This is a genomic window from Streptomyces canus 299MFChir4.1, from assembly GCF_000383615.1.
Classification (GTDB): domain Bacteria; phylum Actinomycetota; class Actinomycetes; order Streptomycetales; family Streptomycetaceae; genus Streptomyces; species Streptomyces canus_C.
On sequence record NZ_KB911602.1, the window covers coordinates 94,095 to 117,140 of the forward strand.

Genomic DNA, 23,046 nt, shown 5'->3' on the forward strand with positions numbered 1-23,046 from the left:
GCGGGAGGTCGGCGAGCCCGGCCGGGCGCATCGCGCCGCCGCGGACGCGGTGCTCTCGGCGTTCGCCGAACCGGGCGTGCCGGAAAGGGAGTTCGTGCTGCCGGAGCTGGGCGGAGGGTTCGCGGGCCGTACGGCGATCGGCTTTCACCTCGTCGACTGCGTCGTGCACGCGTGGGACGTGGCGGCCACGCTCGGGGTGCCGCTCGGGCTCACCGACGAGGTGCTTGTCGCGGCGCTGGCCGTGGCCCGGCGCGTTCCCACGGATCCGGCCGGGCGGGGCCCGGGGTTCGCGTTCGCGCCCGCGCTGAAGGTTCCGGAGGGGACCGGGCCGCTGGAGGAGACACTGCGGCTGCTGGGCCGCGAGCCGCACGCGTGGCCCGCGACGGGCAGGTGACCCCACCCCCGCGAACCTCAAATGTTGCTCTGAACGTCCCCCCGGCGCGGTTCGGGCCCGGACCCCGGGGCCATACCTCCGTCACGCCGGGCGGGCGACGACCGGAGCGGATGCGGGCGCGGCCGAGGAGGGGACGGACCATGGAGCGACTGGGCACGGGGATCGGATGGCGGCCGGAGATCGCGGACGCCGTGGAGAACATGCCGGGCATCGACTGGGTCGAGGCCGTGGCCGAGAACGTCTGCCCCGGGCACCTGCCCGAGTCGCTGCGGCGGCTGCGCGAGCGTGGCGTGACCGTGGTGCCGCACGGCGTCTCGCTCGGCCTCGGCGGGGCGGACCGGCCCGACGCCGGGCGGCTCCTGGCGCTCGCCGAGCGGGCCGAGGCACTGGGCTCGCCGCTGGTCACCGAGCACATCGCGTTCGTCCGGGCGGGCGGCCCGCTGACCGCCTCTCCGCGCCTGGAGGCGGGGCACCTGCTGCCCGTCCCGCGCACCCGGGACGCCCTGGACGTCCTCTGCGAGAACATCCGCATCGCGCAGGACGCGCTGCCGGTGCCGCTCGCCGTCGAGAACATCGCCGCACTGATCGCGTGGCCGGGCGAGGAGCTGACCGAGGGGCAGTTCCTGTACGAGCTGGCCGACCGGACGGGGGTACGGCTGCTGATCGACGTGGCCAACCTGCACACCAACCACGTCAACCGCGGCGAGGACCCGGCCGAGGCACTGGCCGGACTTCCCCTGGAGGCCATCGCGTACGTCCATGTCGCGGGCGGGTTCGAGCGGGACGGGGTGTGGCACGACAGCCACGCCCACCCGGTTCCGCGGCCGGTCCTCGACATCCTCACCGAGCTCGCGTCCCGGGTCTCGCCGCCGGGAGTGCTGCTGGAGCGGGACGAGAACTTCCCCGAACCGGCCGAGCTGGAGGGGGAGTTGGCGGCGATCCGGGAAGCGGTGGAGAAGGGGGGCGGGGCGCGGGCCGACGGTGCGTGGCGCGCTGCCGCGGAGCCGTCGAGCGTCTCGACCGAGCCCGCCCGCGAGCGGGTCGCGCTCGCCCAGACCGCGCTGCTGTCCGCGCTCGTGGCGGGGACGCCGGTGCCGGAGGGGTTCGACCGGGTGCGGCTGGGGGTGCAGGCGCGGGCGCTCGCGGGAAAGCGGGCCGACGTGGTGGCGAAGGTGGCGCCCGAGCTGCCGGTGATCCTCGGTGCGGGTTACCGGCCGGCGTTCCTGGCGTATGCGCAGGGGGCGCCGATGACCGACGGCTATCGGCGCGATGCGCTGGACTTCGCCGAGCACCTCCTGCTGGGCGGGGAGCCGGGGGACGCGCGGGTGCGGCGGGAGCTGCGGGAGTGGTGGCTGGAGCGGTCGGGACCGGCGCCGAGGTCCCGGAGGCCGGGGGTCCGGCTGGCCCGGGCCACACGGCGGGTGCTGCTGCGGCGGTGAGGGTGCGGGGGGCCGGGGCGGGTACGGCTGCCCCGGACAGGTGCGGATGTCCACGGCGGATACCGCTGCCCCGGACAGGTGCGGGGGCCCGGGGCCAAGCCGTCGTGGCCGGGCGAACACGCCGGAAGGGGACATTGACCCGGCAGTAATATGTCAACCCCGCACCTGAGACCCCCTAGCGTGCGGTGCCGCAACAGGAGGCACCATGCGACCGCGACCGCGTCCGCCCGTCAAGGGACGAGGCATCTTCACCGGCACCGGCGTCATCATCGCCGGACTGACGGCGACCCTCGTGGCCCTGCTCATCCCGATCTGGTCGTACGCCGACCGCTCCGGCACGGGACTGAGCGTGCTCAACGCCGAAACCGTGACGACGCCGTACGGGCCGCTCTCCGCGCTGGACCGGGAGTTCGTCACGAAGGTGCGCCTCGCGGGGCTGTGGGAGCTGCCCGCGGGCCAGCAGGCGCAGCAGAAGGGCACGACGCGGGCCGTGCGGACGGCGGGGCAGCACCTCGTGGAGGGGCACACGTTCCTCGACGCACGCGTGCGGGACGTGGCGTCCAAGCTCGGACTGGCCCTGCCCAACGAGCCCAACGAGCAGCAGAAGCAGTGGCTCACCACCCTGGACCAGGCCCAGGGCGTCGACTACGACCGCCAGTTCGCCAACATCCTGCGCCTCGCGCACGGCAGGGTGTTCTCCGTCGTCGCCGAGGTCCGCGCCAGCACCCAGAACTCCCTGGTCCGCACCCTGGCCGACGACGCCAACAGCACTGTGCTGGACCACATCAAGATCCTGGAGGCCACCGGGTATGTCGACTTCGGCGCCCTGGCCCGGGACATGGCCATGAGCAGCACCCCGCCGATCACCAGCTCTCCGGCCCCGCCCGGCCCGACGACCGACCCGGGCCCTGTCGTCCCGGTCACCCGGTCGCCGTTCTCCACGACCTTCACCCTGCCCCCGGCCGCCTCCAGCCCACCTCCGGTGCCCGTGCCGTCGTAGTCCGCTTCCGGACAAACGGAACGTCACACACCGACAACACTCCGTCCGGATCGTGAACAGCCCATGGCGCCGCCAGGAGCCTTTGGCATAGAAACTCGGCATGTTCTGGGTTCTTCTTCTGCTGCTGGCCTGGGCCGCCGCCGGCACCGCGTGCACGCGTCTGTGCCTGGCCGCCGTACACGCGGCGGCCGCGGACGGGGATGCCCGGGGACACGATCTGACGCTCTACGAGGCCGCGTTCCTGTCCGGCGGCCCGCGGCGGGTCGCCGATCTGACGCTCGTCTCCATGGCCCGGCAGCGCCGGCTGCTGCTGGCCCACACCGGCTGGGCGACCGTCGTCGACCCGCGCGGCCGGGACGAGATGGAGCGCACGGTCATCGGGGCCATCGGGCCCGAGGGGCAGTCCCGGATCGCCCCGGTGCGGGCGGTCGCGGCCTCGGCGGAGGCGGTGCGCGGCCTCGCCGACCGGCTCGTGGCCGCGGGGCTCGCCGTGCCCGCCGGCACCCGCTCCGGCATCGCGGCGGGGATCCGCCAGGTGCGGCTGGCCGCGGTGGCCGTCGTCGCGCTGGGCGCGATCGCGCTGCTGACGCCCGCCCCGTCGGAGATGCCGCGGCATCTGGTCGCCCTCTGGTTCGCGCTGCCGTTCGCGCTGACCGTGAGCTGTCTGGCCATCGCGCGGATGGAGGTCCACCCGTACTCGCGCTGGGCGTCCCCGGCGGGCCAGCGGCTCCTGGGCACCCTGACCCGGCGCCCGGGCGGCACGGACGAGCGGACGTATCTCACCCGCGTCGCCGTGCGCGGCATCAGCGCGATCGGCGAACCGGACCTGCGCGCGGCCTTCGCCCACCGTGAGCAGCACGACGGCCCGCACCACGAGGAACGGCGAGGGCAGCGCCCCGGCGGACACGGCGAGGACCACCGCCGCCCGCACCTGCGCGACTGAACCCACCCCGGAGGGTGCGGCGGGCAGCGGTGCGGTGAGCCGGGTGCGGGGGTGCCTCCCGGGGACAGGCGCGTGAGCTGCGGCGGCGGGACACCCTCTGACCGGCGGCGTGCTCGGCTCGCACCGCGGCCGTCATCCGCGCCCCCACCGCGAAGCACCGCCCTCCCTCGGCACCGGCGCGACCCAACCCACCCGGGGGCGCACGGAGGCATTGGGGCCGACACCGGCGAGGCGGTGCTTGCCTTCCCCCGCGACCGAACCAAACATCCCTTTTGTCGCTGCCGCGCACCGAAGGGACACCAATGAGAGCTCCCGCCCTCCACACGGCCGCCGGAGCCTTGCTCCTGACCACGCTCGCCGCCGCACCGGCCGGGGGCGCCCCGGCCGCTCCGGGTACGGCCGAGCGGCACGGCACCGCGGTCGCCGCCGCGCGGGCGGGGACGGCCGGCGTCCGCTTCGGCGCCTGCCCCGCGGTCGAGGACCTGCCCGGCGGTGTCCAGTGCGGCACGGTGTCCGTCCCGCTCGACTACGCGCACCCCGACGGCCGCCAGATCAAACTGACCGTCAGCCGGGTGCGGGCCACCCAGAAGGACCCGCACAACAGCAAGCGCCGGGTGCCCCGGCAGGGCGCCCTGGTCTACAACCCCGGCGGTCCCGGCGGCTCCGGCATGTACTTCCCGCTGATCGGCGCGCTGCCCGAGTGGAAGGGGCTCGCCGCGGCCTACGACCTGGTCGGCTACGCCCCGCGCGGGGTGGGCCGTTCGGCGCCGCTGTCCTGCGCGGACCCGAAGCAGTACTTCCATGCGCCCACGCAGGCGCCGACGCACCCCTCGGAGTCGTACAAGAAGGAACGCGTCGCGCAGGCGAAGGCGTACGCGCGCGGATGCGCGCAACGGGCGGGCGCGGCTCTCCCGTACTACAGCTCCCTGAACAACGCCCGGGATCTCGACGTCCTGCGGGCCGCACTGGGCGAGCAGCGGCTGACCTTCATGGGGGCGTCGTACGGCACCTACTTCGGCGCGCTGTACGCGACGCTCTTCCCCTCCCATGTACGGCGGATGGTGTTCGACGCGGCCGTGAACCCGGCCCCGGAGCAGGTCTGGTACCGCAACAACCTGGACCAGTCGGCCGCGTTCGAGGGGCGCTGGGCGGACTTCCGGGAGTGGGTGGCCCGGCACGACGACGTGTACGGGCTCGGGGCCACGTCCGAGGAGGTGCTGCGCAGTTACGAGAAGGCGGCGGCGCGGCTGGCCGCCGAGCCGGCCGGGGGGAAGGTCGGGCCGGGGCAGCTTCAGGGGGCGTTCCTGTCGGCCGGGTACTACGACGACTTCTGGCCGCATCGGGCGCAGGCCCTGTCGGCGTATCTCAAGGGCGATCCGAAGCCGCTGATCCAGCAGGCGGCGCCGCATCAGGAGGCGGCGAAGGAGGCGGAGAACGCGAACGCGGTCTACACCGCCGTCGAGTGCAACGACGCGCCCTGGCCGACGGACTGGAAGGTGTGGGACCGGGACAACACACGGCTGGCGCGGGTGGCCCCGTTCGAGACGTGGGACAACGTCTGGATGAACCTGCCCTGCGCGTACTGGCCCTCGGCCCGGCAGGAGCCCTTGGACGTGCGGACCGGGTCCGGCGAGCTGCCCGCGACGCTGATCCTGGCCGCCGAGAGGGACGCGGCGGCTCCGTACGACGGCGCCCTGCAGCTGCACCGGCGGCTGTCCGGGTCGGTGCTGGTGACCGAGCGGGACGCGGGCACGCACGGCATCGCGGGCGGCCCGAACCCCTGCGTCAACGGATACCTGGACGCCTACCTGCTGGAGGGCCGCCTCCCGATGCGGCGCGCCGCGTGCGCCCCGCACCCCGAGCCTCAGCCGAAGCCGACGGCCGGCGCGCGAAAGGCGGCCGGCAAGCCGACGCGCTGATCAGGCGAGACCTGCCACGAGGTCGCCGAGGTCCTTGCGGCGGCCCGTGTAGAACGGGACCTCCTCGCGGACGTGCATGCGGGCCTCCGAGGCGCGCAGGTGGCGCATGAGGTCGACGATGCGGTACAGCTCGTCGGCCTCGAACGCCAGGATCCACTCGTAGTCGCCGAGGGAGAAGGAGGCGACCGTGTTGGCGCGGACGTCCGGGTAGCCGCGGGCCATCTTGCCGTGGTCGGCGAGCATGCGGCGGCGGTCCTCGTCGGGCAGGAGGTACCAGTCGTACGACCGCACGAACGGGTAGACGCTGACGTAGTCGCGGGCATGTTCGTCCGCGAGGAACGCCGGGATGTGCGAGCGGTTGAACTCGGCGGGGCGGTGCAACGCCATGTTGGACCAGACCGGCTCCAGGGCGCGGCCCAGCTTCGTGCGGCGGAAGAGGTTGTACGCCTCCTGGAGCTGGTCGCTGGTCTCCGCGTGCCACCAGATCATGACGTCGGCGTCCGCGCGCAGCCCGGACACGTCGTAGGTGCCGCGGATCGTGACGTCCTTGGCGGCGAGCTGGTCGAACAGCTCCTGGACCTCGTCGGCGTAGCCGGTGCGGTCCTCGGGGAGCACGTCCTTCAGCTTGAAGACGGACCAGAGCGTGTAACGGATGACCTCGTTGAGGTCCTTGGCCAGCTTGCCCTTGTTCGGGACCCTGCCGGACTCGGGGGTGGGGGCGTCGTTGCTCATGGCCCCTATTCTCCCGCTCCGCCGTGCAGACTCTGCACCGGGTTGGCGGTGAGCTCCCGCACCGCGGTCAGGTCGCCCTGGATCTGGTCCGCGGCCGCGTGGGCGCTCGCGACGCAGGCCGGGATGCCGACGCCGTCGTACTGCGCGCCGCACACGGCGAGGCCCGGGAGCTTGGCGACGTGCTCACGGATGCGGGCCACGCGCGCGTGGTGGCCGACGGGGTACTGGGGCAGGCCGTCGGTCCAGCGGGTGACCCGGGTTTCGAGAGGGGTGGCGGCCAGGCCGGTGGCCGCTTCGAGGTCGTGGCGGGAGACGTCCACCAGGGCGGCGTCGTCGCGCTCCAGGATCTCCGTCTCGCCGAAGCGGCCGACGGAGGTGCGCAGGACCACCAGCTCCGGGTTCTCGTCGGCGATCCAGCCCCACTTCTGGGAGGCGAAGGTGGAGGCCTTGATGGTGCGGCCGTCCACCGGCGGGACGAGGAAACCGCTGCCCGCCGGAAGGTCCGTGTCGGAGCGGCGGTAGGCGAGGGTGACCAGGGCCATGGAGGCGTACTCCACAGTGTCGAGCTCGGTGGCGGCCTCGGGGGCCTCGGCGCGCAGCAGGCCGGCGGCAGCCGGGGCGGGGACGGCGACGATCACGGCGTCGGCGTGCAGGACGCAGTCCGCGGTGACGACCTTCCAGCCGCCGGAGGGTTCGCGGCGCAGCTCGGTCACCGGGGCGCCGGTGAGGATCTCGCCGCCCCGCGCGCGGACCGCGTCGGCGACGGCGAGCGGGAGGGTGCCCACACCGCCCTCGAGGCCCATGAACACCGGCCCGGTCTGCTGGTTGGCCGCCATCCTGGCCTGGATCTCGCGGACGCCCTCCGTCAGTGAGGCGTGGGTCTTCGCGACCTGGAAGAGCTGCGGGACCGCCGAGCGCATCGAGATGCGGTACGCGTCGCCCGCGTAGACCCCGCCCAGCAGGGGCTCGATGAGGCGGTCGACGACCTCGCGGCCCAGGCGCGCCGCCACGTACTCCCCCACCGCCACGTCGTCGCCGACCTCGGTGCGGGGCAGCTCGGCGTCCTGCTCGATGCGGGCGAGGCCCTCCTCGGACAGCACTCCGGCCAGGGCCTCGGCGGTGCCGGGGACGCCCATGACGTGGCCCTTGGGCATGGGGCGCAGGGCGCCGCGGGTCCAGATCGAGGCGGTCGCGGTGGCCGGCGGCTGGAGACGCCCGTCGAGGCCCACCTCACGCGCCAGGGCCACCGCCTCCGGCCTGCGGGCCAGCATCGACTCGGCGCCGAGGTCCACGCGCGCGCCCGCGATCTCGCCGGGCAGCAGCTTGCCGCCGACACGGTCCGACGCCTCCAGCACGGTGACGCGCGCGCCGCGCCGCGTCAGCCGGTGGGCCGCGGCGAGTCCCGCGATGCCGGCTCCGATGACGACGACCTGTGATCCGCTCATGGACCCAGCCTCTCAGACCCCACTGACAGTCCACCGGCGACCCGGTGTCCTTCACGAGTCCTGACCGTGACCGCATCGGAACCACCGAAGTCCAACGTCCGCGCCCCCTCGGGCGTCGAAGGAGCGTCAGTTGTTCACGACCCTCGGGGGAACGCCCATGCGCACACCAGGTTCACGCCGTTCACGAAGCTCGGTACGCCCCGTCGAGGCACTCGCCGGGCTCCTGCTGGCCGCGGCCCTCGCGCTGACCGGGTGCAGCGCGGGCGCCGACTCCGGCAGCGACGGCAGCGCCCTCGCCCAGGACGACAAGGCCGCCTCGCAGGCCGACGAGAAGGGCGCGGCCGGCGCCGAGGCCGGCACGGGCGGCAAGCAGGCCACGACCGCGCCCCAGCCCGCCGCGAACCACATCATCCGCACCGCCACGCTGACCGTGCGGGTCAAGAACGTGCCGAAGGCGCTCGCCGCGGCCCGCACCACCACCGAGAACGCGGGCGGGTTCGTCGGCAAGGAGTCCACCTCCCGGGACGAGGAGGGCCGGGAGCAGACGGAGGTGGTGCTGCGGGTGCCCGTCGAGAAGTACGACGAGGTCCTCTCCGACCTGGAGGGCGCGGGCAAGCTTCTGGAGCGCACCGCGAACGCGCAGGACGTCACCGACCAGGTCGTCGACGTGCAGAGCCGGATCGCGACGCAGCGCGCGAGTGTGGCGCGGATCCGGGACCTGATGGACAAGGCGACCAAGCTGAGCGACGTGGTCACCCTGGAGGGCGAACTGAGCACCCGTCAGGCCGATCTGGAGTCGCTGCTGGCCCGCCAGGCGTCCCTTAAGGACCGCACGAGCCTGGCCACCATCACGCTGTCCCTGTCCGAGTCGCCGGTCGTCAAGGCCGAGGAGGACGACGACCCCGGCGTCGTGGACGCGCTGGCGGGCGGCTGGGACGCGTTCGTGACCATGCTGCGCTGGATCGTGGTGGCGCTGGCCGCGGTGCTGCCGTTCCTGGCCGGGATCGCGCTGCTCGTGCTGGTGTGGCTGCGGGTCGTCCGGCCCCGGCTGCCGCGCCGGCCTGCGCCCGCGGGTGCCTCGACCGCGCTGGGCCCGCTGCCCATGGCGCGTCCCGTCCCGGACCCGGAACGCGCGCAGGGCCCGGGCGGCGCGCAGGCCCAGGCCCCGGGAGGCGCGCAGGAGCGGGGCGAGCGGGACTGAAATGCCCCGCCCTCGTAGCGTGTTCGCATGAACATGAGCCGTACGCGGGACACGAGGGAACGTCTGGTCGTGATCGGCGGCGACGCCGCGGGGATGTCCGCGGCGTCGCAGGCCCGCCGGATGAGGGACCCCGACGAGCTGGAGATCGTGGCGTTCGAGCGGGGCCACTTCACCTCCTACTCGGCGTGCGGGATCCCGTACTGGGTGGGCGGGGACGTCGCCGGACCGGACCAGTTGATCGCCCGTACGCCCGAAGAGCACCGGGAGCGCGGCATCGGCCTGCGCATGCGCACCGAGGTCACGGAGATCGACGTCGAGCGGCAGCGGGTACGCGCGCGTGACCTCGATTCGGGCACCGAGACCTGGACGTCGTACGACAAGCTCGTGATCGCGACCGGCGCCCGCCCGATCCGCCCGGACATGCCGGGCGCCGACGCCCCCGGTGTGCACGGGGTGCAGACCCTCGACGACGGCCAGGCGCTCATCGACACGCTGGCACACGCGCGTGGCCGCAGGGCGGTGGTGGTGGGCGCCGGGTACATCGGCGTGGAGATGGCCGAGGCGCTGATCAACCGCGGCTACGAGGTGACGGTCGTCAACCGGGGCAGCGAGCCCATGTCGACGCTCGACCCGGACATGGGCCGCCTGGTGCACGAGGCCATGGAGGGCCTGGGCATCACCATGGTCAACGACACCGAGGTGACCAAGGTGCTCACCGGCGAGGACGGCCGGGTGCGGGCGGTGGCCACGCAGGACGCGGAGTATCCGGCGGACGTGGTGGTGCTCGGCATCGGGGTACGCCCCGAGACGGCGCTCGCGAGGGCGGCCGGACTGCCGCTGGGCAGCCACGGCGGTCTGCTGACGGACCTCGCGATGCGGGTGCGCGGCCACGAGAACATCTGGGCGGGCGGTGACTGCGTGGAGGTCCTCGACCTGGTGTCGGGGCAGGAGCGGCACATCGCGCTCGGCACCCACGCCAACAAGCACGGCCAGGTCATCGGCACGGGCGTCGGCGGCGGCTACGCCACCTTCCCCGGGGTGGTCGGCACGGCCGTCAGCAAGGTCTGCGACCTGGAGATCGCCCGCACCGGGCTGCGCGAGAAGGACGCGCGCCGGGTGGGCCTGCAGTTCGTGTCGGTCACGATCGAGTCGACCAGCCGGGCCGGCTACTACCCGGGCGCCTCCCCCATGACGGTGAAGATGCTCGCCGAGCGCCGCACGGGGCGGCTGCTCGGCGTGCAGATCGTCGGGAGAGAGGGGGCGGGCAAGCGGGTCGACATCGCCGCGGTGGCCCTGACGGCGGGGATGACGGTGGAGCGGATGACGGCCCTGGACCTGGGGTACGCGCCGCCGTTCAGCCCGGTGTGGGACCCGGTGCTGGTGGCGGCCAGAAAGGCCGTCGCGAAGGTGCGGGGCTCCTGAGGGCTAGGCCGTTCCGTTGATCCGCTCGATGGCCTGGCGGGCCTGGTCGGCGGGCGGCCGGGGCGGCAGCGCCGAGACGGAGGCGCTGGTGCTGGCGGGCATCGCGGTGGGCTGCTCACCGGCCGGCTTCGCGTGCGCCGCGGACCGGGTGGACCGGAGCCGGTTGCTCACCGCCTCGTCGAGCGTCACCGGCCGCTGCATCTGGGACGCCAGCCGCCCGGCCTCCTGACCGAGCCTGGCCACGTCCTCCCACGGCAGTCGCACCACCAGGGAGAGTTCGGCCTCACCGTCGGGAAGAGCGTGCATCGCAGGCGTAGTACGGTCGTTCATCGCTGTTCCTCACGTAGTCCCCGCGGCCCGCCTTCCCCGTGCCGCGGGCGGTTGAGGAGACATACGCACGCGTGCGTGCGGGTGTTCACCGGGACCTCACCGATTCGCCGGGCCCATCGCGGGCAGTAGTTCCTTGTGGTCATCCCCGTCCATGACGTGAACCCCGTGCGCCGCACCCCCGTGGTGACATACGCGCTCATCGCCGCGAACGTCCTCGTGTTCCTGTACACGCCCGGCCTGGCCGGCTCCGTGGCGGGCGACAGCAGCGTGTCGCAGCTGTGCCACCTCCAGGCGTTCCTGGACCACTGGGCGGCGATCCCGCAGGAGTTGATCCACCATCAGATGCCGCGACTCGTCCCCACGGGCGAGGTCGGCACCAGCGCGCAGGGCGCGGCGGGCTGTGTGGTGGCCCCGCCGGACTACGACAAGTCCCCCGCCCTGTCGGTCCTGACGGCGATGTTCCTGCACGGCGGCTGGCTGCACCTGCTGGGCAACATGCTGTTCCTGCTGATCTTCGGCAACAACGTCGAGGACCGCATGGGGCATGTGCGCTTCGCGCTGTTCTACGTCGTCTGCGGCTACGCGGCGTCGTACGGCTTCGCGCTGCTCAACGCCGACTCGAGCGATCCGCTGATCGGCGCCTCGGGGGCCATCGCCGGTGTCCTGGGCGCCTACTTGGTGCTGTATCCGAAGGCCAGGGTGTGGGTCCTGGTGCCCTTCCTGGTCTTCCTGCCACTGAGACTGCCGGCCTGGCTGGTGCTGGGCTTCTGGTTCGTGCTCCAGGCGTTCTACTCGTCCGGCGAAGGCGTCTCCGCCGCGGGCACGGTCGCGTACGCGGCGCACGTGGTCGGCTTCCTCGTCGGGATGCTGCTCGCCTGGCCGCTGAAGCCGGGCACTCCCCCGCCGCCGGAACCGCGCGGTCTGCTGTTCGGCAGGAAGGCGCGGCCCCGGCACACGTGGTGAGGCGGCCTATCGGGCCGTCTGCGTGTGGACGTACTCGACGAGGCGCGTCAGCGCGTCCGGGTCGGTGGACGGCATCACGCCGTGGCCGAGGTTGAAGACATGGCCTTCCAGGCCCTCGGCGGAGTCCAGGACCTCGCGGGTCTTGGCCTCGACGGCCTCCGTGGAGGCGAACAGGACCGTCGGGTCGAGGTTGCCCTGGAGCGCCTTGCCGGGGCCGACGCGGCGGGCGGCCTCGTCGAGCGGGACGCGCCAGTCGACGCCGACGACGTCCGCCCCGGCCTCGCCCATGAGCTGGAGCAGCTCACCGGTGCCGACGCCGAAGTGGATGCGCGGGACGCCGTATCCCTCGACCGCCTTGAAGACCTTCGCCGAGGCGGGCAGTACCGAGCGGCGGTAGTCGGCGGGGGCGAGGGCGCCGGCCCAGGAGTCGAAGAGCTGGACCGCGGAGGCGCCGGCCTCGATCTGGACCTTCAGGAAGGCGGCGGTGATCTCGGCGAGGCGGTCGAGGAGGTCGGCCCACAGCTCGGGGTCGCCGTACATCATCGACTTGGCGTTCTCGTACGTGCGGGACGGGCCGCCCTCGACGAGGTAACTCGCGAGGGTGAAAGGCGCGCCCGCGAAACCGATGAGGGGGGTCGGGCCGAGCTCCCGGGTCAGCAGGCCGATGGCCTCGGTGACGTAGGAGACGTCCTCGGGGGTGAGGTCGCGCAGCTGGGCCAGGTCGGCGCGGGTGCGGATCGGGCGCTCGACGACCGGGCCGACGCCGGGCTTGATGTCGAGGTCGACGCCGATGGCCTTGAGCGGGACGACGATGTCGCTGTAGTAGATCGCCGCGTCCACGTTGTGCCGGCGCACCGGCTGAAGCGTGATCTCGGCGACCAGGTCGGGCCGCGCGCAGGACTCGAGCATCGGGATGCCCTCGCGCACCTTGCGGTACTCGGGCAGCGAGCGCCCGGCCTGGCGCATGAACCACACGGGGGTGTGCGGCACGGGTTCGCGCCGGCAGGCCTTGAGGAAGGCGGATTCGTACGTGGCTGACGGCGGCGTCTGGTGTGCACTCACGTCGGAAAGTCTCGCACGGTGCGATGCGTGCCCGATGCGCGGTGTCTGTGTGGGCATGGAGCCGAGTCAGGGTGTCTAGGCCCGCACCAGGCCCCCGTTCCCCTTAACCTTCCGGCATGGCTGCGGCACAGGGACGACTGTCGGACGACACGGGCGGAATGGACGACGCGAAGGGGAGTGACCGGGATGGGAGCGGTGCGGCTCCGCCGGCCTTCCAGGCCGCGGTTCAAGCCCTGCGCGGCAGTCGGCTGCGGCCGCAGATCGAGATCGAGCCGACCCGGGCTCCCCAGCGGCTCGCTCCGTACGCCTACGCGTTGGAGGCGACCGTCGTCGACGGCGACCAGGACCTCGCCGACGGGCGGCTCGTGCTGCTGCACGACCCGGACGGCCACGACGCCTGGCGGGGCACCTTCCGGCTGGTGACGCTGGTGCGCGCCGAGCTGGAGCCGGAGATGGCCGCCGACCCGCTGCTGCCCGAGGTCTGCTGGTCGTGGCTGACCGGCGCGCTCTCGGCGCGCGGGCTGTCGTACGGCGAACCGAGCGGCACCGTCACGCGCGCGAGCTCGCACTACTTCGGCGGTCTGTCCGAGCGCCCCGCGGCCTCGCAGATCGAGATCCGGGCCTCGTGGACGCCCCGTGAGGGCCTGGGCGGGGTGCCGGACACGGCGGGGCACCTGGCCTCCTGGTGCGACCTGCTGTCCCAGGTCGCGGGCCTCCCCCCGGCCGGGCCGGGTGACGCTTCGGTGGTGACGTTGCCGCAGCGGCGGGACCCGCAGGCCCGCTGACCCCCTGCCTGACCAGCCGTACCGTCCACCCACATGGAGCATCAATTTGTCGATACGGCCACTTTCAGTCAGGAGTGAGCCATCGAACGAACCGATATGTTCACCGAACGATCGACCGTACGTCCGAATTGCACTAATTGTTACTCACTAGATCGTGATCATTCTCTAAAGGACGCCGGGTTCGGTGCCGAAGACGTCTGTGACCTTCCAAGCCGTCCCGCACCCCAGGAGGCCCGGTGTCCGTTCTCCTCGAGCAGCCCGCAAGCCTGGTCGCCTATCGCCCGAACAAGCCCACCGCCATGGTGGTCGTGGCCGACCCGCGCGTCCGCTCCACCGTCACCCGTCACCTCTGGGCGCTCGGTGTGCGCGATGTCATCGAGGCCTCGTCCGTTGCGGAGGCCCGTCCCCGTATCGGCAGTCCCAGAGACATCTGCGTCGCCGACGTCCATCTCCCCGACGGCTCCGGCCTGACCCTGCTGTCGGAAACCCGCGCCGCGGGCTGGCCCAACGGGCTCGCCCTCTCCGCGGCCGACGACATCGGCGCCGTACGCAACGCCCTCGCGGGCGGAGTCAAGGGCTATGTCGTCACCGGCACCCGGACCAACCTCGGGCTCCCCACCCGACCGGGAGCCGCCCCCATCGGCGCCGCCGCCGCCCGTATGCACCGCCGCCCCCCGGGTGCCCCGAGCCACCCGGGCGGCTACCGCGAGCTCTCCGGCCGTGAGGTCGAGGTGCTGCGGCTGGTGGCCGAAGGGCAGTCCAACAAGGCGATCGGCGTCTCGATGGGCCTGTCCGCACTGACCGTCAAGAGCCACCTCGCCCGGATCGCCCGCAAGCTCGGCACGGGAGACCGCGCCGGCATGGTGGCGGTGGCTCTCCGTACCGGCATCATCCACTGAGGCTCCGTCCGAGCCTCACTGTTCACGGACGTGAACCAGAGCTTTCACCGGGCTGACTGGTTTACGACCCCCAGGCGCCTGCCGACGGAACGTTCCGTCGGCAGGCGCTGTCCATACACAGATACCCTTGACATGTGACCGACGCCCAAGAGACCGCAGCAGACGTTTCACTGCGAACCACCGGAGGCGCCCCTCCGGACGATGGCGGATCTTCTGTCGCGGAGGCTCCGATCCCTCTGCTGGAGCCGCGCGAGGGCATTCCGCCCGTGATCGCCGACGAGGACGCGCTCGCCGAGGTGATCGCCGCGTTCGCCGCGGGCTCCGGCCCCGTCGCCGTCGACGCCGAGCGGGCGTCCGGCTACCGCTACGGACAGCGCGCGTATCTCGTGCAGCTGCGCCGCGCGGGCGCGGGGACCGCGCTGATCGACCCCGTGGCCTGTCCCGATCTCTCGGGTCTCGGCGAGGCGCTCTCCGGTGCCGAGTGGGTGCTGCACGCCGCCACACAGGATCTTCCGTGTCTGCGCGAGATAGGCATGATCCCCTCGCGTCTCTTCGACACCGAGCTGGCCGGGCGGATCGCCGGGTTCCCCCGGGTGGGGCTCGGCGCCATGGTGGAGGGAGTGCTCGGCTTCGTCCTGGAGAAGGGGCACTCCGCCGTCGACTGGTCGACCCGTCCGCTGCCCGAGCCGTGGCTGCGCTACGCCGCCCTCGACGTGGAGCTTCTCGTCGACCTGCGGGACGCGCTGGAGAAGGAGCTCGACCGCCAGGGGAAGCTGGAGTGGGCGCTTCAGGAGTTCGACGCGATCGCCTCCGCGCCGCCCGCCGAGCCGCGCAAGGATCCCTGGCGCCGGACCTCCGGGATGCACAAGGTACGGCGGCGGCGGCAGCTGGCCGTGGTGCGCGAGCTGTGGGAGGCGCGGGACCGGATCGCCCAGCGGCGGGACGTGTCGCCGGGCAAGGTGCTGTCCGACGCGGCGATCGTCGAGGCCGCGCTGGCCCTGCCGGTCAACGTGCACGCGCTGGCCGCGCTGAACGGGTTCGGGCACCGGACGGGACGGCGGCAGCTGGAGCAGTGGCAGGCGGCCGTCGACCGGGCCAGGGCCCTGCCAGAGGCGCAGCTGCCGCAGCCCGGGCAGTCGGTGACGGGACCTCCGCCGCCGCGCGCCTGGGCCGACAAGGATCCTGCGGCTGCGGCTCGGTTGTCCGCGGCGCGGGCGGCGGTGTCCGCGTTGGCCGAGACCCTGAACATGCCTCAGGAGAACCTGATCACCCCGGACACCGTGCGGCGGGTCTGCTGGGAGCCGCCGGGTGTGGTGAGTGCGGAGTCGGTCGGGGCGGCGTTGGCCGGTTACGGGGCTCGGGCCTGGCAGGTTGAACAGGTGACTCCTGTGTTGGTGGCCGCGCTGTCCGCCTAGCCTCGGCCCCGGCAGGTCATCTGGTCGCTCCTCGCATGAAGCCGTTGTAGATGAAGCGCTGCAACGACAGGAAGACGATGAGCGTGGGCAGGATCACCAGGACCGCTCCCGCCGAAATGACCTCCCAGTGGGCCGCGTACGGGCCCTTGAAGCGGAACAGCGACGTCGAGATCACGCCAAGATCTTCCGAGGGCATGTAGAGGAACGGGATGGAGAAGTCGTTGTAGAGCGTGATGCCCTTCACGATCAGATGTAGATCGAGACGATGTCTGTGCCCATGTAGAGCACGATCGGCGCCCACAGCGAGTCGGACATGCCGAAGCTGTTGACGATCTGGAACTCGCAGCTGTGCCGGCTCACCCACCCGACGCTCTCCGCGATGAGCCACGACGTGCATGGATTCGGCGCGGAGGCGGCTCGTACGCTGTTCGGGGTGATCACCGGGGAGGGACCGGGATCGCATCCCGTGCCCAATCCGGTGCTGACACCGAGGGGTTCCACGGCGCCTCCCGCGATGTGACCTTCGCCGCTCCCGCCGCCAGGGGTGGGCAGTCACGTTACTCATAAGTAGCATGGGTCCTGAGCGCGCGCTCAGCGCATCGCAGCAGTGCAGATCCCGCATCTGGAGGAGAGCCATCGTGCCTCGTACCGTCAGGGACGTCGTCTTCGTCGACGGCGTCCGCACCCCGTTCGGCAAGGCGGGCCCGAAGGGCATCTACCACGAGACCCGCGCCGACGACCTCGTCGTGAAGGCGATCCGGGAGCTGCTGCGCCGCAACCCGGGTCTCGACCCGAAGAAGATCGACGAGGTCGCCATCGCCGCGACCACGCAGATCGGTGACCAGGGCCTCACCATCGGCCGCACGGCGGGGATCCTCGCCGGTCTGCCGCAGTCCGTGCCCGGTTACTCCATCGACCGCATGTGCGCCGGCGCGCTGACCGCCGTCACCACGGTGGCCGGCTCCGTGGCCTTCGGGGCGTACGACATCGCCATCGCCGGTGGTGTCGAGCACATGGGCCGCCACCCCATGGGCGAGGGCGTGGACCCGAACCCCCGGTTCGTGAGCGAGAAGCTGGTCGACGAGTCCGCCCTGTTCATGGGCATGACCGCCGAGAACCTGCACGACCGGTACCCGACGATCACCAAGCAGCGCGCCGACGAGTACGCCGTGCGCTCCCAGGAGAAGGCCGCCAAGGCCTACGCCAACGGCAAGATCCAGGCCGACCTGGTGCCGATCTCGGTACGCCGCACCAACCCGGAGGCCGGTGAGACCGGCTGGGGCCTCGTGACCGCCGACGAGCCGATGCGTCCGGGCACCACCCTGGAGAACCTGTCCGGGCTGAAGACGCCGTTCCGTGTGCACGGCCGGGTCACCGCCGGTAACGCGGCCGGTCTGAACGACGGCGCCACCGCCTCCCTCATCGCCTCCGAGGACTTCGCCCGCGAGCACGACCTGCCGGTGAAGATGCGCCTGGTCTCGTACTCCTTCGCGGGTGTCGAGCCCGAGGTCATGGGCTACGGCCCGATCCCGGCCACGGAGAAGGCCCTCGCGCAGGCGGGTCTGTCCATCTCCGACATCGGCCTGTTCGAGATCAACGAGGCCTTCGCGGTCCAGGTCCTCGCCTTCCTGGAGCACTACGGCATCGCGGACGACGACGCCCGCGTCAACCAGTACGGCGGCGCCATCGCGTACGGCCACCCGCTGGCCTCCTCCGGCGTCCGGCTGATGACGCAGCTGGCCCGCCAGTTCGAGGAGCAGCCGGAGGTCCGCTACGGCCTCACCACCATGTGCGTCGGCTTCGGCATGGGCGCGACGGTCATCTGGGAGAACCCGAACCACAAGGACGCCGGAGGCAGCAAGTGAGCACCACGGAGCTTTTGAAGGGTGCGGCCGAGCTGTTCCCGGACGAGGTCGTCACCCAGGCGCACGTACGTCACCTGGATCTGCCGTTCAACGCGGGCCGCTTCGCCCTGATCACGCTGGACAACGGCTTCGACCACACCAAGCCGACCACCTTCGGCCCGGCCTCGCTGGCGAACCTGAACACCGCCATCGACCAGGTGGAGAAGGAGGCGTCGGCCGGCGAGATCGTCGGTGTCGGCATCACCGGCAAGCCGTTCATCTTCGCCGTCGGCGCCGACCTCAAGGGCGTCGAGCTCCTCAAGGAGCACAAGGACGCGCTCGCCATCGGCAAGGGCGGCCACGAGGTCTTCAAGCGCCTCGCGGGCATCGCGGTGCCGACCTTCGCGTACTACAACGGTGCCGCGATGGGCGGTGGCGTCGAGGTCGGTCTGCACTGCCAGTACCGCACGGTGTCCGCGGCCCTGCCCGCCTTCTCGCTCCCCGAGGTCTTCCTCGGCCTGGTGCCCGGTTGGGGCGGCTGCACCCTGCTGCCGAACCTGATCGGCGCCGAGAAGGCGGTCTCGGTGATCATCGAGAACTCGCTCAACCAGAACAAGCAGCTGGGGGGCGCCCAGGTCTACGAACTGGGCATCGCCGACGCGCTGTTCGAGGGCGCGGACTTCCTGGAGCAGTCCCTGCTGTGGACGGCGTCCGTCCTCAAGGGCGAGATCGTCGTCGAGCGTGCGGCGATCGACCGCGGTGAGGCCTGGGACCAGGCCGTCGCCAAGGGCCGTTTCATCGCGGACTCCAAGGTGCACGGGGCCGCTCCGGCCGCGTACCGCGCCCTGGACATCATCGAGGCCGCGAGGAACGGCGACCTCCAGCAGGGCTACGACGCCGAGGACCAGGCCCTCGCCGACCTGATCATGGGTGGCGAACTGCGCTCCGGCATCTACGCGTTCAACCTGGTGCAGAAGCGCGGCAAGCGACCCGCCGGCGCCCCGGACAAGAACCTGGCCCGCCCGGTCACCAAGGTCGGTGTCGTCGGCGCCGGTCTGATGGCCTCCCAGCTCGCGCTGCTCTTCCTGCGCCGCCTGGAGGTGCCGGTCGTGCTGACCGACATCGACCAGGAGCGCGTCGACAAGGGTGTGGGCTACGTCCACGCCGAGATCGAGAAGCTGCTCGGCAAGGGCCGTATCAACCAGGACAAGGCCAACCGCCTCAAGGCCCTGGTCACCGGTGTGCTGGACAAGGCCGAGGGCTTCTCCGACGCGGACTTCATCATCGAGGCCGTGTTCGAGGAGATCGGCGTCAAGCAGCAGGTGTTCGCGGAGGTCGAGGCGGTCGCCCCGGCGCACGCGATCCTCGCCACCAACACCTCCTCGCTGTCGGTCACCGAGATGGCGTCGAAGCTGAAGAACCCCGAGCGGGTCGTCGGCTTCCACTTCTTCAACCCGGTCGCGATCCTCCCGCTGCTTGAGATCGTCCGCGGTGAGCAGACCGACGACGCCTCGCTGGCCACCGCCTTCGCCGTCGCCAAGAAGCTGAAGAAGACCGCGGTGCTGGTCAAGGACGCCCCGGCGTTCGTCGTGAACCGCATCCTCACCCGCTTCATGGGCGAGATCCAGAACGTCATCGACGAGGGCACCCCGGTCGCCGTGGCGGAGAAGGCGGTGGAGCCCCTGGGCCTGCCGATGTCCCCGCTGGTCCTCCTGGAGCTGGTCGGTCCCGCGATCGGTCTGCACGTCTCGGAGACCCTCAACCGGGCCTTCCCTGACCGCTTCACGGTCTCCCCGAACCTCGCGGCCGTCGTCAAGGCGGGCAAGCGCGGCTTCTACGTCTACGACAGCGGCAAGCCCGAGCTCGACCCCGAGGTCGCCGCCCTCCTCAAGCAGGGCGATGTCGTCCTGTCCGAGGAGCAGGTCCGTGACCGCGTCCTGGACGCCGTCGCCCAGGAGATCGGGCTCATGCTCGGCGAGGGTGTCGTCGCCGAGGCGCAGGACATCGACCTCTGCCTGATCACGGGCGCCGGCTGGCCCTTCCACCTGGGCGGCATCACGCCGTACCTGGACCGCGAGGGTGTCTCCGAGCGCGTGAACGGCAAGAAGTTCCTGGCTCCGGGTGTGGCGTCGGTTCCGGCGTAACTCCCCGCACGTGCAGAGGGCCTCCGCTTCGGCGGGGGCCCTCTGCCGTTCACCGTGGACCGCATGGGGCGGGTGGGCGCTCAGACCTCCTGCCAGGCGGCCAGGGCCAGTCCCGGCTCGTCCTTCTGCCGGGCGATCCTGAGCTCCCCGTCGGGGGTCACCGTCGCCGCGACGACCCGGCCGTCGGCGTCCTCGGCGAGGGCGACGGCCGTGCCCGCCGGCAACTGCGGTCCGGACTCCGTCCACCACAGGCCCGCCGACTCCCGCTCTGCCGGACAGGCGGCGAAGGCGACCCGGCCGGAGGCCGAACGCTGGGCGAGCACCGTGCAGTCGTGGCCCTCCAGGGTGCAGCGCAGCAGGGCCGCCGGGCCGGGCCCGGCCGCCGCAAGCAGAGGGGCGGGCTCGGTGTCCGGACGCCAGGCGTAGAGCATGCCCTCGGGGTCCGAGAAGAACAGGGTGGTGTGTTCCTTGGATGTGGGCAGGGCGCTGAGCGTGCCCGGCTCGACGCGCACCGCAAGCGGGTCGGCCGGCACCGGAGGGGCGCCCGCGTCCGTCTGGAGCCAGCGCAGGATGCCGTCAGGGTCGGTGCCGAACAGCTCGACGCGGCCCGACTCCCCTGTCACGGCGGACAGTTGCTCGTGTACGCCGGTCCCACCGAGGTCGGCCCAGGCGTTCCAGCCGCCGCGCTCCTTCTGGATGAGGGCGCGCACACTGTCCCCGCGGTTGCGGACGAAGACATGGGCCCGGCCCTCCGCGTCGACGGCCACGGCGGGGACGCCCGTACGCGCACCGGCCTTGTCGGGGTGGCCGAGCGGGCTCCAGTCGAGGGCGGCGAGGTGGACCCGGAAATGCGTGGAGTGCACCAGGCCGGACTCCTGGGCCTTGGTGGGCCGCCAGGAGACGAGGTGTGCGTAGCCGTCGGCGCCGTGTCCCACGGCGAGCCCGGGGTGCAGGCGCTGGTCGCCGCCGACCTTGCGCCAGGGCAGCCAGGTGTCGCCGCCCGGTCGGCGCTCCGCCCTGCACCACACCGCTTCGTCGCGGATGGCGTAGACGCCGAGCCGGCCGTCACGGGCGCGGATGAGCCAGTCGCCGTTCACTGTACGGACCATTGACACGGCTCCACTCTAATCGGGCGGTCGGTGCCGTCCTCGGGTGGGCCGGTCGTGGGACGCTGGGGGCATGAGTGACGTGCTGTTGGTCGTCGTGGATGCCGCGAACGTCGTCGGCTCGGTGCCGGACGGGTGGTGGCGGGACCGTCGGGGGGCGGCGGAGCGGTTGCGGGACCGGCTGGCGGTGGACGGGGTGCCGGGGCGGCCCGGGCCGGCGGAGATCGTGCTGGTGGCGGAGGGGGCGGCTCGGGGGGTGGAGTCCGTGCCGGGGGTCCGGGTGGAGTCCGCGGCGGGGAGCGGGGACGACCGGATCGTGGAGCTGGTGGCGGAGGCGGGTGAGCGGCCGGTGCTGGTGGTGACGGCGGATCGTGAACTTCGGCGGCGGGTCGAGGAGTTGGGGGCGGAGGTGGCGGGACCGCGCACGGTTCGACCGTGACGCGCGGTGCGCCTCTGAAGGCGGGTCCGGTGCAAGTACCTCAGGGGCGCGGGGAACTGCGCGACCAGCCCCCACCGGCCAGCGCCCGACAACGCACCCGCTACCGCCGTCTCACATACAGCACCGCCCCGTCCACCGTCCCCGCCTCCTCGTACCTCGCCGCCAACAACCGCCGTAGGCCCCGCACCCGTTCCGGTGCGTACGGCTTGCCGCTGGAGTCGTCCACCACCAGGACCGCCGATTCCGTCTCCCGCCGGAACACCGTCCACGCGCCCCGCACCGCGTATCTCTCCCCCACTCGCCCGCCGTCCCTGCCCCCGCTGTAGTTCGTGAGCAGACCCGCCGTCAGATAGCGGGTGGCCGGGGCGCGGTCGGCCAGCCAGTACGTCTCCGGGTGCATCCCCCAGATCAGGACCGGCTCGCCCGGCGCCGTGCGGGACGACACCGCCTGCGCGACTCGGCGGGCGTGGTCGAGGTCCGGGCGAGGGGCCAGCGCACCCCACGTCAGGAACAGCACGCACGCGCAGGCCGACGTGAGCACCGCCGTGACCGTGCGGTCGGACGGCAGCGCGCGGAGCGCCGCCGTGGCCAGGAGCGCGACCGGCGGGAGGAGTTGGAGGTAGTAGTGGCCGAAGAAGTGCAGGCCGAGCAGCACCGCTCCCGCCGAGGCGAGCAGCCACAGCCACAGATCGGCCGTCGGCGCGCGCCGGGCCCGCACGACCGGTGCGACGAGGCCCGCGCAGGCCACCGACACGATCGCGGTGTTGACCAATCCTCTTGCCAGTACGTGGAGTTCGGAGCCGGTCAGGGTCGCGTACGCGCCCGAGCCCGTCACCGTCCAGAACAGGAAGCCGACCGGGTTCGTGGCCAGCGCCGCGCCCAGCACCGGCAGCACCGCCCCCGCGGCCAGCCGCCCGAGGCCACCACGCCCCGCGCCCGAGGTGACGTACAGCCACACCACCGGCAGCAGCACCGCCCCGCCCGTCTGCTTGGTGAGGAAGGCGCACGCGACCGCCGTTCCCGCCGCGCCCCAGCGCCGCCGGTCCGCGCACCACATGGCCGCTGCCGTGCAGGGCAGCAGGAACCCCTCGAAGGTCGCGGCCTGCGCGTCCTCGGGGTTCAGTCCGACGGAGATCAGCAGGTACAGCACACCCGCGGTACGGCCGGACGCGTCGCCCCAGCGGCGGCGGGCCAGGGAGGCCAGCAGGGCTGCGGTGAGGAGGTGGGCCAGGACCGCCAGAACCCGCACGCCGGCCAGCGTGCCGGAGCCGGTCACCGCGAACGTGGCCTCGTAGAGCCACGGCACGAAGGGCGGCTTGCGGTCGACGACCGTCTCGTAGAGCTGCCCGCCGTGCGCCAGCAGCCGTGCCTGGACGGCGAGATAGCCCTCGTCCGGGTTCCAGAGGGGGCGCGTGAAGGACGGGATCCTCGTCGCGCAGGCCAGGGCCGCGAGCGGGGGCAGCAGTCGGCTCCAGTACGCCGTACGGGAACCGGGTACGGAGGGTGACGGGAGCAGGAGCTCTGCGGGCATGCGCGGAACGCTATCCGGCCCCGTATCTCCTGG

Annotated in this window: 19 protein-coding genes and 3 pseudogenes; 15 read left to right on the top strand and 7 right to left on the bottom strand. The window is 72.5% G+C overall.

Translation table 11 applies throughout. The annotated features are described in order from the left end of the window. Positions 1-28 precede the first annotated feature (28 nt). The 5 genes and pseudogenes from H293_RS50485 to H293_RS0133255 all read left to right on the top strand — a co-directional run. A pseudogene (locus tag H293_RS50485) lies at positions 29-394 on the top strand (DinB family protein); the annotation flags it as partial. A gap of 140 nt (positions 395-534) precedes the next feature. Further along, complete coding sequence (locus H293_RS0133240) at positions 535-1,833, top strand: MbnB/TglH/ChrH family RiPP precursor modification enzyme (RefSeq protein WP_020122140.1); 1,299 nt, start codon at positions 535-537, stop codon at positions 1,831-1,833. 205 nt (positions 1,834-2,038) lie between these two features. Then, positions 2,039-2,833 (top strand): DUF4142 domain-containing protein, encoded by a 795-nt coding sequence (locus H293_RS0133245; RefSeq protein ID WP_020122141.1) that lies wholly within the window; start codon positions 2,039-2,041, stop codon positions 2,831-2,833. 100 nt (positions 2,834-2,933) lie between these two features. Continuing rightward, positions 2,934-3,776: a TIGR04222 domain-containing membrane protein gene (locus tag H293_RS0133250; RefSeq protein WP_020122142.1), complete on the top strand. Its 843-nt coding sequence runs from the start codon at positions 2,934-2,936 to the stop codon at positions 3,774-3,776. 302 nt (positions 3,777-4,078) lie between these two features. Next, positions 4,079-5,695 (top strand): alpha/beta hydrolase, encoded by a 1,617-nt coding sequence (locus tag H293_RS0133255; protein ID WP_028808421.1) that lies wholly within the window; start codon positions 4,079-4,081, stop codon positions 5,693-5,695. On the opposite strand, the gene hemQ is transcribed toward H293_RS0133255, so the two are convergent. Both hemQ and hemG read right to left on the bottom strand, forming a co-directional pair. Then, positions 5,696-6,427: a hydrogen peroxide-dependent heme synthase gene (hemQ, locus tag H293_RS0133260; protein ID WP_020122144.1), complete on the bottom strand. Its 732-nt coding sequence runs from the start codon at positions 6,425-6,427 to the stop codon at positions 5,696-5,698. Positions 6,428-6,432: 5 nt separating this feature from the next. Beyond that, the gene (gene hemG, locus H293_RS0133265) at positions 6,433-7,872 is read right to left on the bottom strand and encodes a protoporphyrinogen oxidase (protein WP_020122145.1); all 1,440 of its coding nucleotides are present in this window, start codon (positions 7,870-7,872) and stop codon (positions 6,433-6,435) included. A gap of 157 nt (positions 7,873-8,029) precedes the next feature. Here hemG and H293_RS0133270 point away from each other — a divergent pair, with 157 nt between their 5' ends. Further along, on the top strand, positions 8,030-9,073 hold the full coding sequence (locus H293_RS0133270) for a DUF4349 domain-containing protein (protein WP_020122146.1): 1,044 nt from the start codon (positions 8,030-8,032) through the stop codon (positions 9,071-9,073). A gap of 27 nt (positions 9,074-9,100) precedes the next feature. After that, positions 9,101-10,495 carry an FAD-dependent oxidoreductase gene (locus tag H293_RS0133275; RefSeq protein WP_020122147.1) on the top strand — a complete coding sequence of 465 codons (1,395 nt, stop codon included), beginning with the start codon at positions 9,101-9,103 and terminating at the stop codon, positions 10,493-10,495. A 3-nt stretch (positions 10,496-10,498) separates the two neighbouring features. Here H293_RS0133275 and H293_RS0133280 read toward each other — a convergent pair whose 3' ends face one another. Further along, positions 10,499-10,825, bottom strand: coding sequence for a hypothetical protein (locus tag H293_RS0133280; protein ID WP_028808422.1), 327 nt, complete (start codon positions 10,823-10,825; stop codon positions 10,499-10,501). 135 nt (positions 10,826-10,960) lie between these two features. Between H293_RS0133280 and H293_RS0133285 the strand changes: the two genes are divergently transcribed. Next, complete coding sequence (locus H293_RS0133285) at positions 10,961-11,788, top strand: rhomboid family intramembrane serine protease (RefSeq protein WP_020122149.1); 828 nt, start codon at positions 10,961-10,963, stop codon at positions 11,786-11,788. 6 nt (positions 11,789-11,794) lie between these two features. Here the strand turns inward: H293_RS0133285 and hemE are convergent, their stop codons facing one another. Next, entirely contained in the window at positions 11,795-12,850 is a 1,056-nt protein-coding gene (hemE, locus tag H293_RS0133290; RefSeq protein ID WP_020122150.1) for a uroporphyrinogen decarboxylase, read from the bottom strand. 116 nt (positions 12,851-12,966) lie between these two features. Between hemE and H293_RS0133295 the strand changes: the two genes are divergently transcribed. From H293_RS0133295 to H293_RS0133305, 3 genes are all read left to right on the top strand, one after another. Continuing rightward, positions 12,967-13,635 (top strand): DUF3000 domain-containing protein, encoded by a 669-nt coding sequence (locus H293_RS0133295; RefSeq protein WP_078612746.1) that lies wholly within the window; start codon positions 12,967-12,969, stop codon positions 13,633-13,635. Positions 13,636-13,871: 236 nt separating this feature from the next. Next, the gene (locus H293_RS0133300; protein ID WP_007385400.1) at positions 13,872-14,534 is read left to right on the top strand and encodes a response regulator transcription factor; all 663 of its coding nucleotides are present in this window, start codon (positions 13,872-13,874) and stop codon (positions 14,532-14,534) included. Positions 14,535-14,668: 134 nt separating this feature from the next. Next, positions 14,669-15,949 (top strand): ribonuclease D, encoded by a 1,281-nt coding sequence (locus H293_RS0133305; protein WP_078612747.1) that lies wholly within the window; start codon positions 14,669-14,671, stop codon positions 15,947-15,949. Between the two features lie 16 nt (positions 15,950-15,965). On the opposite strand, the pseudogene H293_RS52980 reads toward H293_RS0133305, so the two are convergent. After that, a pseudogene (locus tag H293_RS52980) lies at positions 15,966-16,336 on the bottom strand (carbohydrate ABC transporter permease); the annotation flags it as partial. On the opposite strand from H293_RS52980, the pseudogene H293_RS55490 reads away from it, so the two are divergent. From H293_RS55490 to H293_RS0133325, 3 genes and pseudogenes are all read left to right on the top strand, one after another. Continuing rightward, positions 16,275-16,469, top strand: a pseudogene (locus H293_RS55490) (substrate-binding domain-containing protein); the annotation flags it as partial. The pseudogenes H293_RS52980 and H293_RS55490 overlap by 62 nt on opposite strands. A 118-nt stretch (positions 16,470-16,587) precedes the next feature. Next, a complete protein-coding gene (locus tag H293_RS0133320) occupies positions 16,588-17,814 on the top strand; it encodes a thiolase family protein (RefSeq protein ID WP_020122153.1) in 1,227 nt (408 codons plus the stop codon). Then, positions 17,811-19,937 (top strand): 3-hydroxyacyl-CoA dehydrogenase NAD-binding domain-containing protein, encoded by a 2,127-nt coding sequence (locus H293_RS0133325; RefSeq protein ID WP_020122154.1) that lies wholly within the window; start codon positions 17,811-17,813, stop codon positions 19,935-19,937. Before H293_RS0133320 ends, H293_RS0133325 begins: the two co-directional genes overlap by 4 nt. A gap of 80 nt (positions 19,938-20,017) precedes the next feature. Here H293_RS0133325 and H293_RS0133330 read toward each other — a convergent pair whose 3' ends face one another. After that, complete coding sequence (locus tag H293_RS0133330; RefSeq protein WP_020122155.1) at positions 20,018-21,046, bottom strand: DUF8189 domain-containing protein; 1,029 nt, start codon at positions 21,044-21,046, stop codon at positions 20,018-20,020. 70 nt (positions 21,047-21,116) lie between these two features. On the opposite strand from H293_RS0133330, the gene H293_RS0133335 reads away from it, so the two are divergent. Then, a complete protein-coding gene (locus tag H293_RS0133335; protein WP_028808426.1) occupies positions 21,117-21,482 on the top strand; it encodes a PIN domain-containing protein in 366 nt (121 codons plus the stop codon). Between the two features lie 100 nt (positions 21,483-21,582). Here H293_RS0133335 and H293_RS0133340 read toward each other — a convergent pair whose 3' ends face one another. Further along, positions 21,583-23,013, bottom strand: coding sequence for an ArnT family glycosyltransferase (locus H293_RS0133340; RefSeq protein WP_020122157.1), 1,431 nt, complete (start codon positions 23,011-23,013; stop codon positions 21,583-21,585). Positions 23,014-23,046: the final 33 nt, after the last annotated feature.

Excerpts from the sequence above, each read along its gene's own strand:
- H293_RS0133240 (WP_020122140.1), top strand. The coding sequence starts at position 535 with ATGGAGCGACTGGGCACGGGGATCGGATGGCGGCCGGAGATCGCGGAC.
- H293_RS0133245 (WP_020122141.1), top strand. The coding sequence starts at position 2,039 with ATGCGACCGCGACCGCGTCCGCCCGTCAAGGGACGAGGCATCTTCACC.
- H293_RS0133250 (WP_020122142.1), top strand. The coding sequence starts at position 2,934 with ATGTTCTGGGTTCTTCTTCTGCTGCTGGCCTGGGCCGCCGCCGGCACC.
- H293_RS0133255 (WP_028808421.1), top strand. The coding sequence starts at position 4,079 with ATGAGAGCTCCCGCCCTCCACACGGCCGCCGGAGCCTTGCTCCTGACC.
- hemQ (WP_020122144.1), bottom strand. The coding sequence starts at position 6,427 with ATGAGCAACGACGCCCCCACCCCCGAGTCCGGCAGGGTCCCGAACAAG.
- hemG (WP_020122145.1), bottom strand. The coding sequence starts at position 7,872 with ATGAGCGGATCACAGGTCGTCGTCATCGGAGCCGGCATCGCGGGACTC.
- H293_RS0133270 (WP_020122146.1), top strand. The coding sequence starts at position 8,030 with ATGCGCACACCAGGTTCACGCCGTTCACGAAGCTCGGTACGCCCCGTC.
- H293_RS0133275 (WP_020122147.1), top strand. The coding sequence starts at position 9,101 with ATGAACATGAGCCGTACGCGGGACACGAGGGAACGTCTGGTCGTGATC.
- H293_RS0133280 (WP_028808422.1), bottom strand. The coding sequence starts at position 10,825 with ATGAACGACCGTACTACGCCTGCGATGCACGCTCTTCCCGACGGTGAG.
- H293_RS0133295 (WP_078612746.1), top strand. The coding sequence starts at position 12,967 with ATGGCTGCGGCACAGGGACGACTGTCGGACGACACGGGCGGAATGGAC.
- H293_RS0133330 (WP_020122155.1), bottom strand. The coding sequence starts at position 21,046 with ATGGTCCGTACAGTGAACGGCGACTGGCTCATCCGCGCCCGTGACGGC.
- H293_RS0133335 (WP_028808426.1), top strand. The coding sequence starts at position 21,117 with ATGAGTGACGTGCTGTTGGTCGTCGTGGATGCCGCGAACGTCGTCGGC.
- H293_RS0133340 (WP_020122157.1), bottom strand. The coding sequence starts at position 23,013 with ATGCCCGCAGAGCTCCTGCTCCCGTCACCCTCCGTACCCGGTTCCCGT.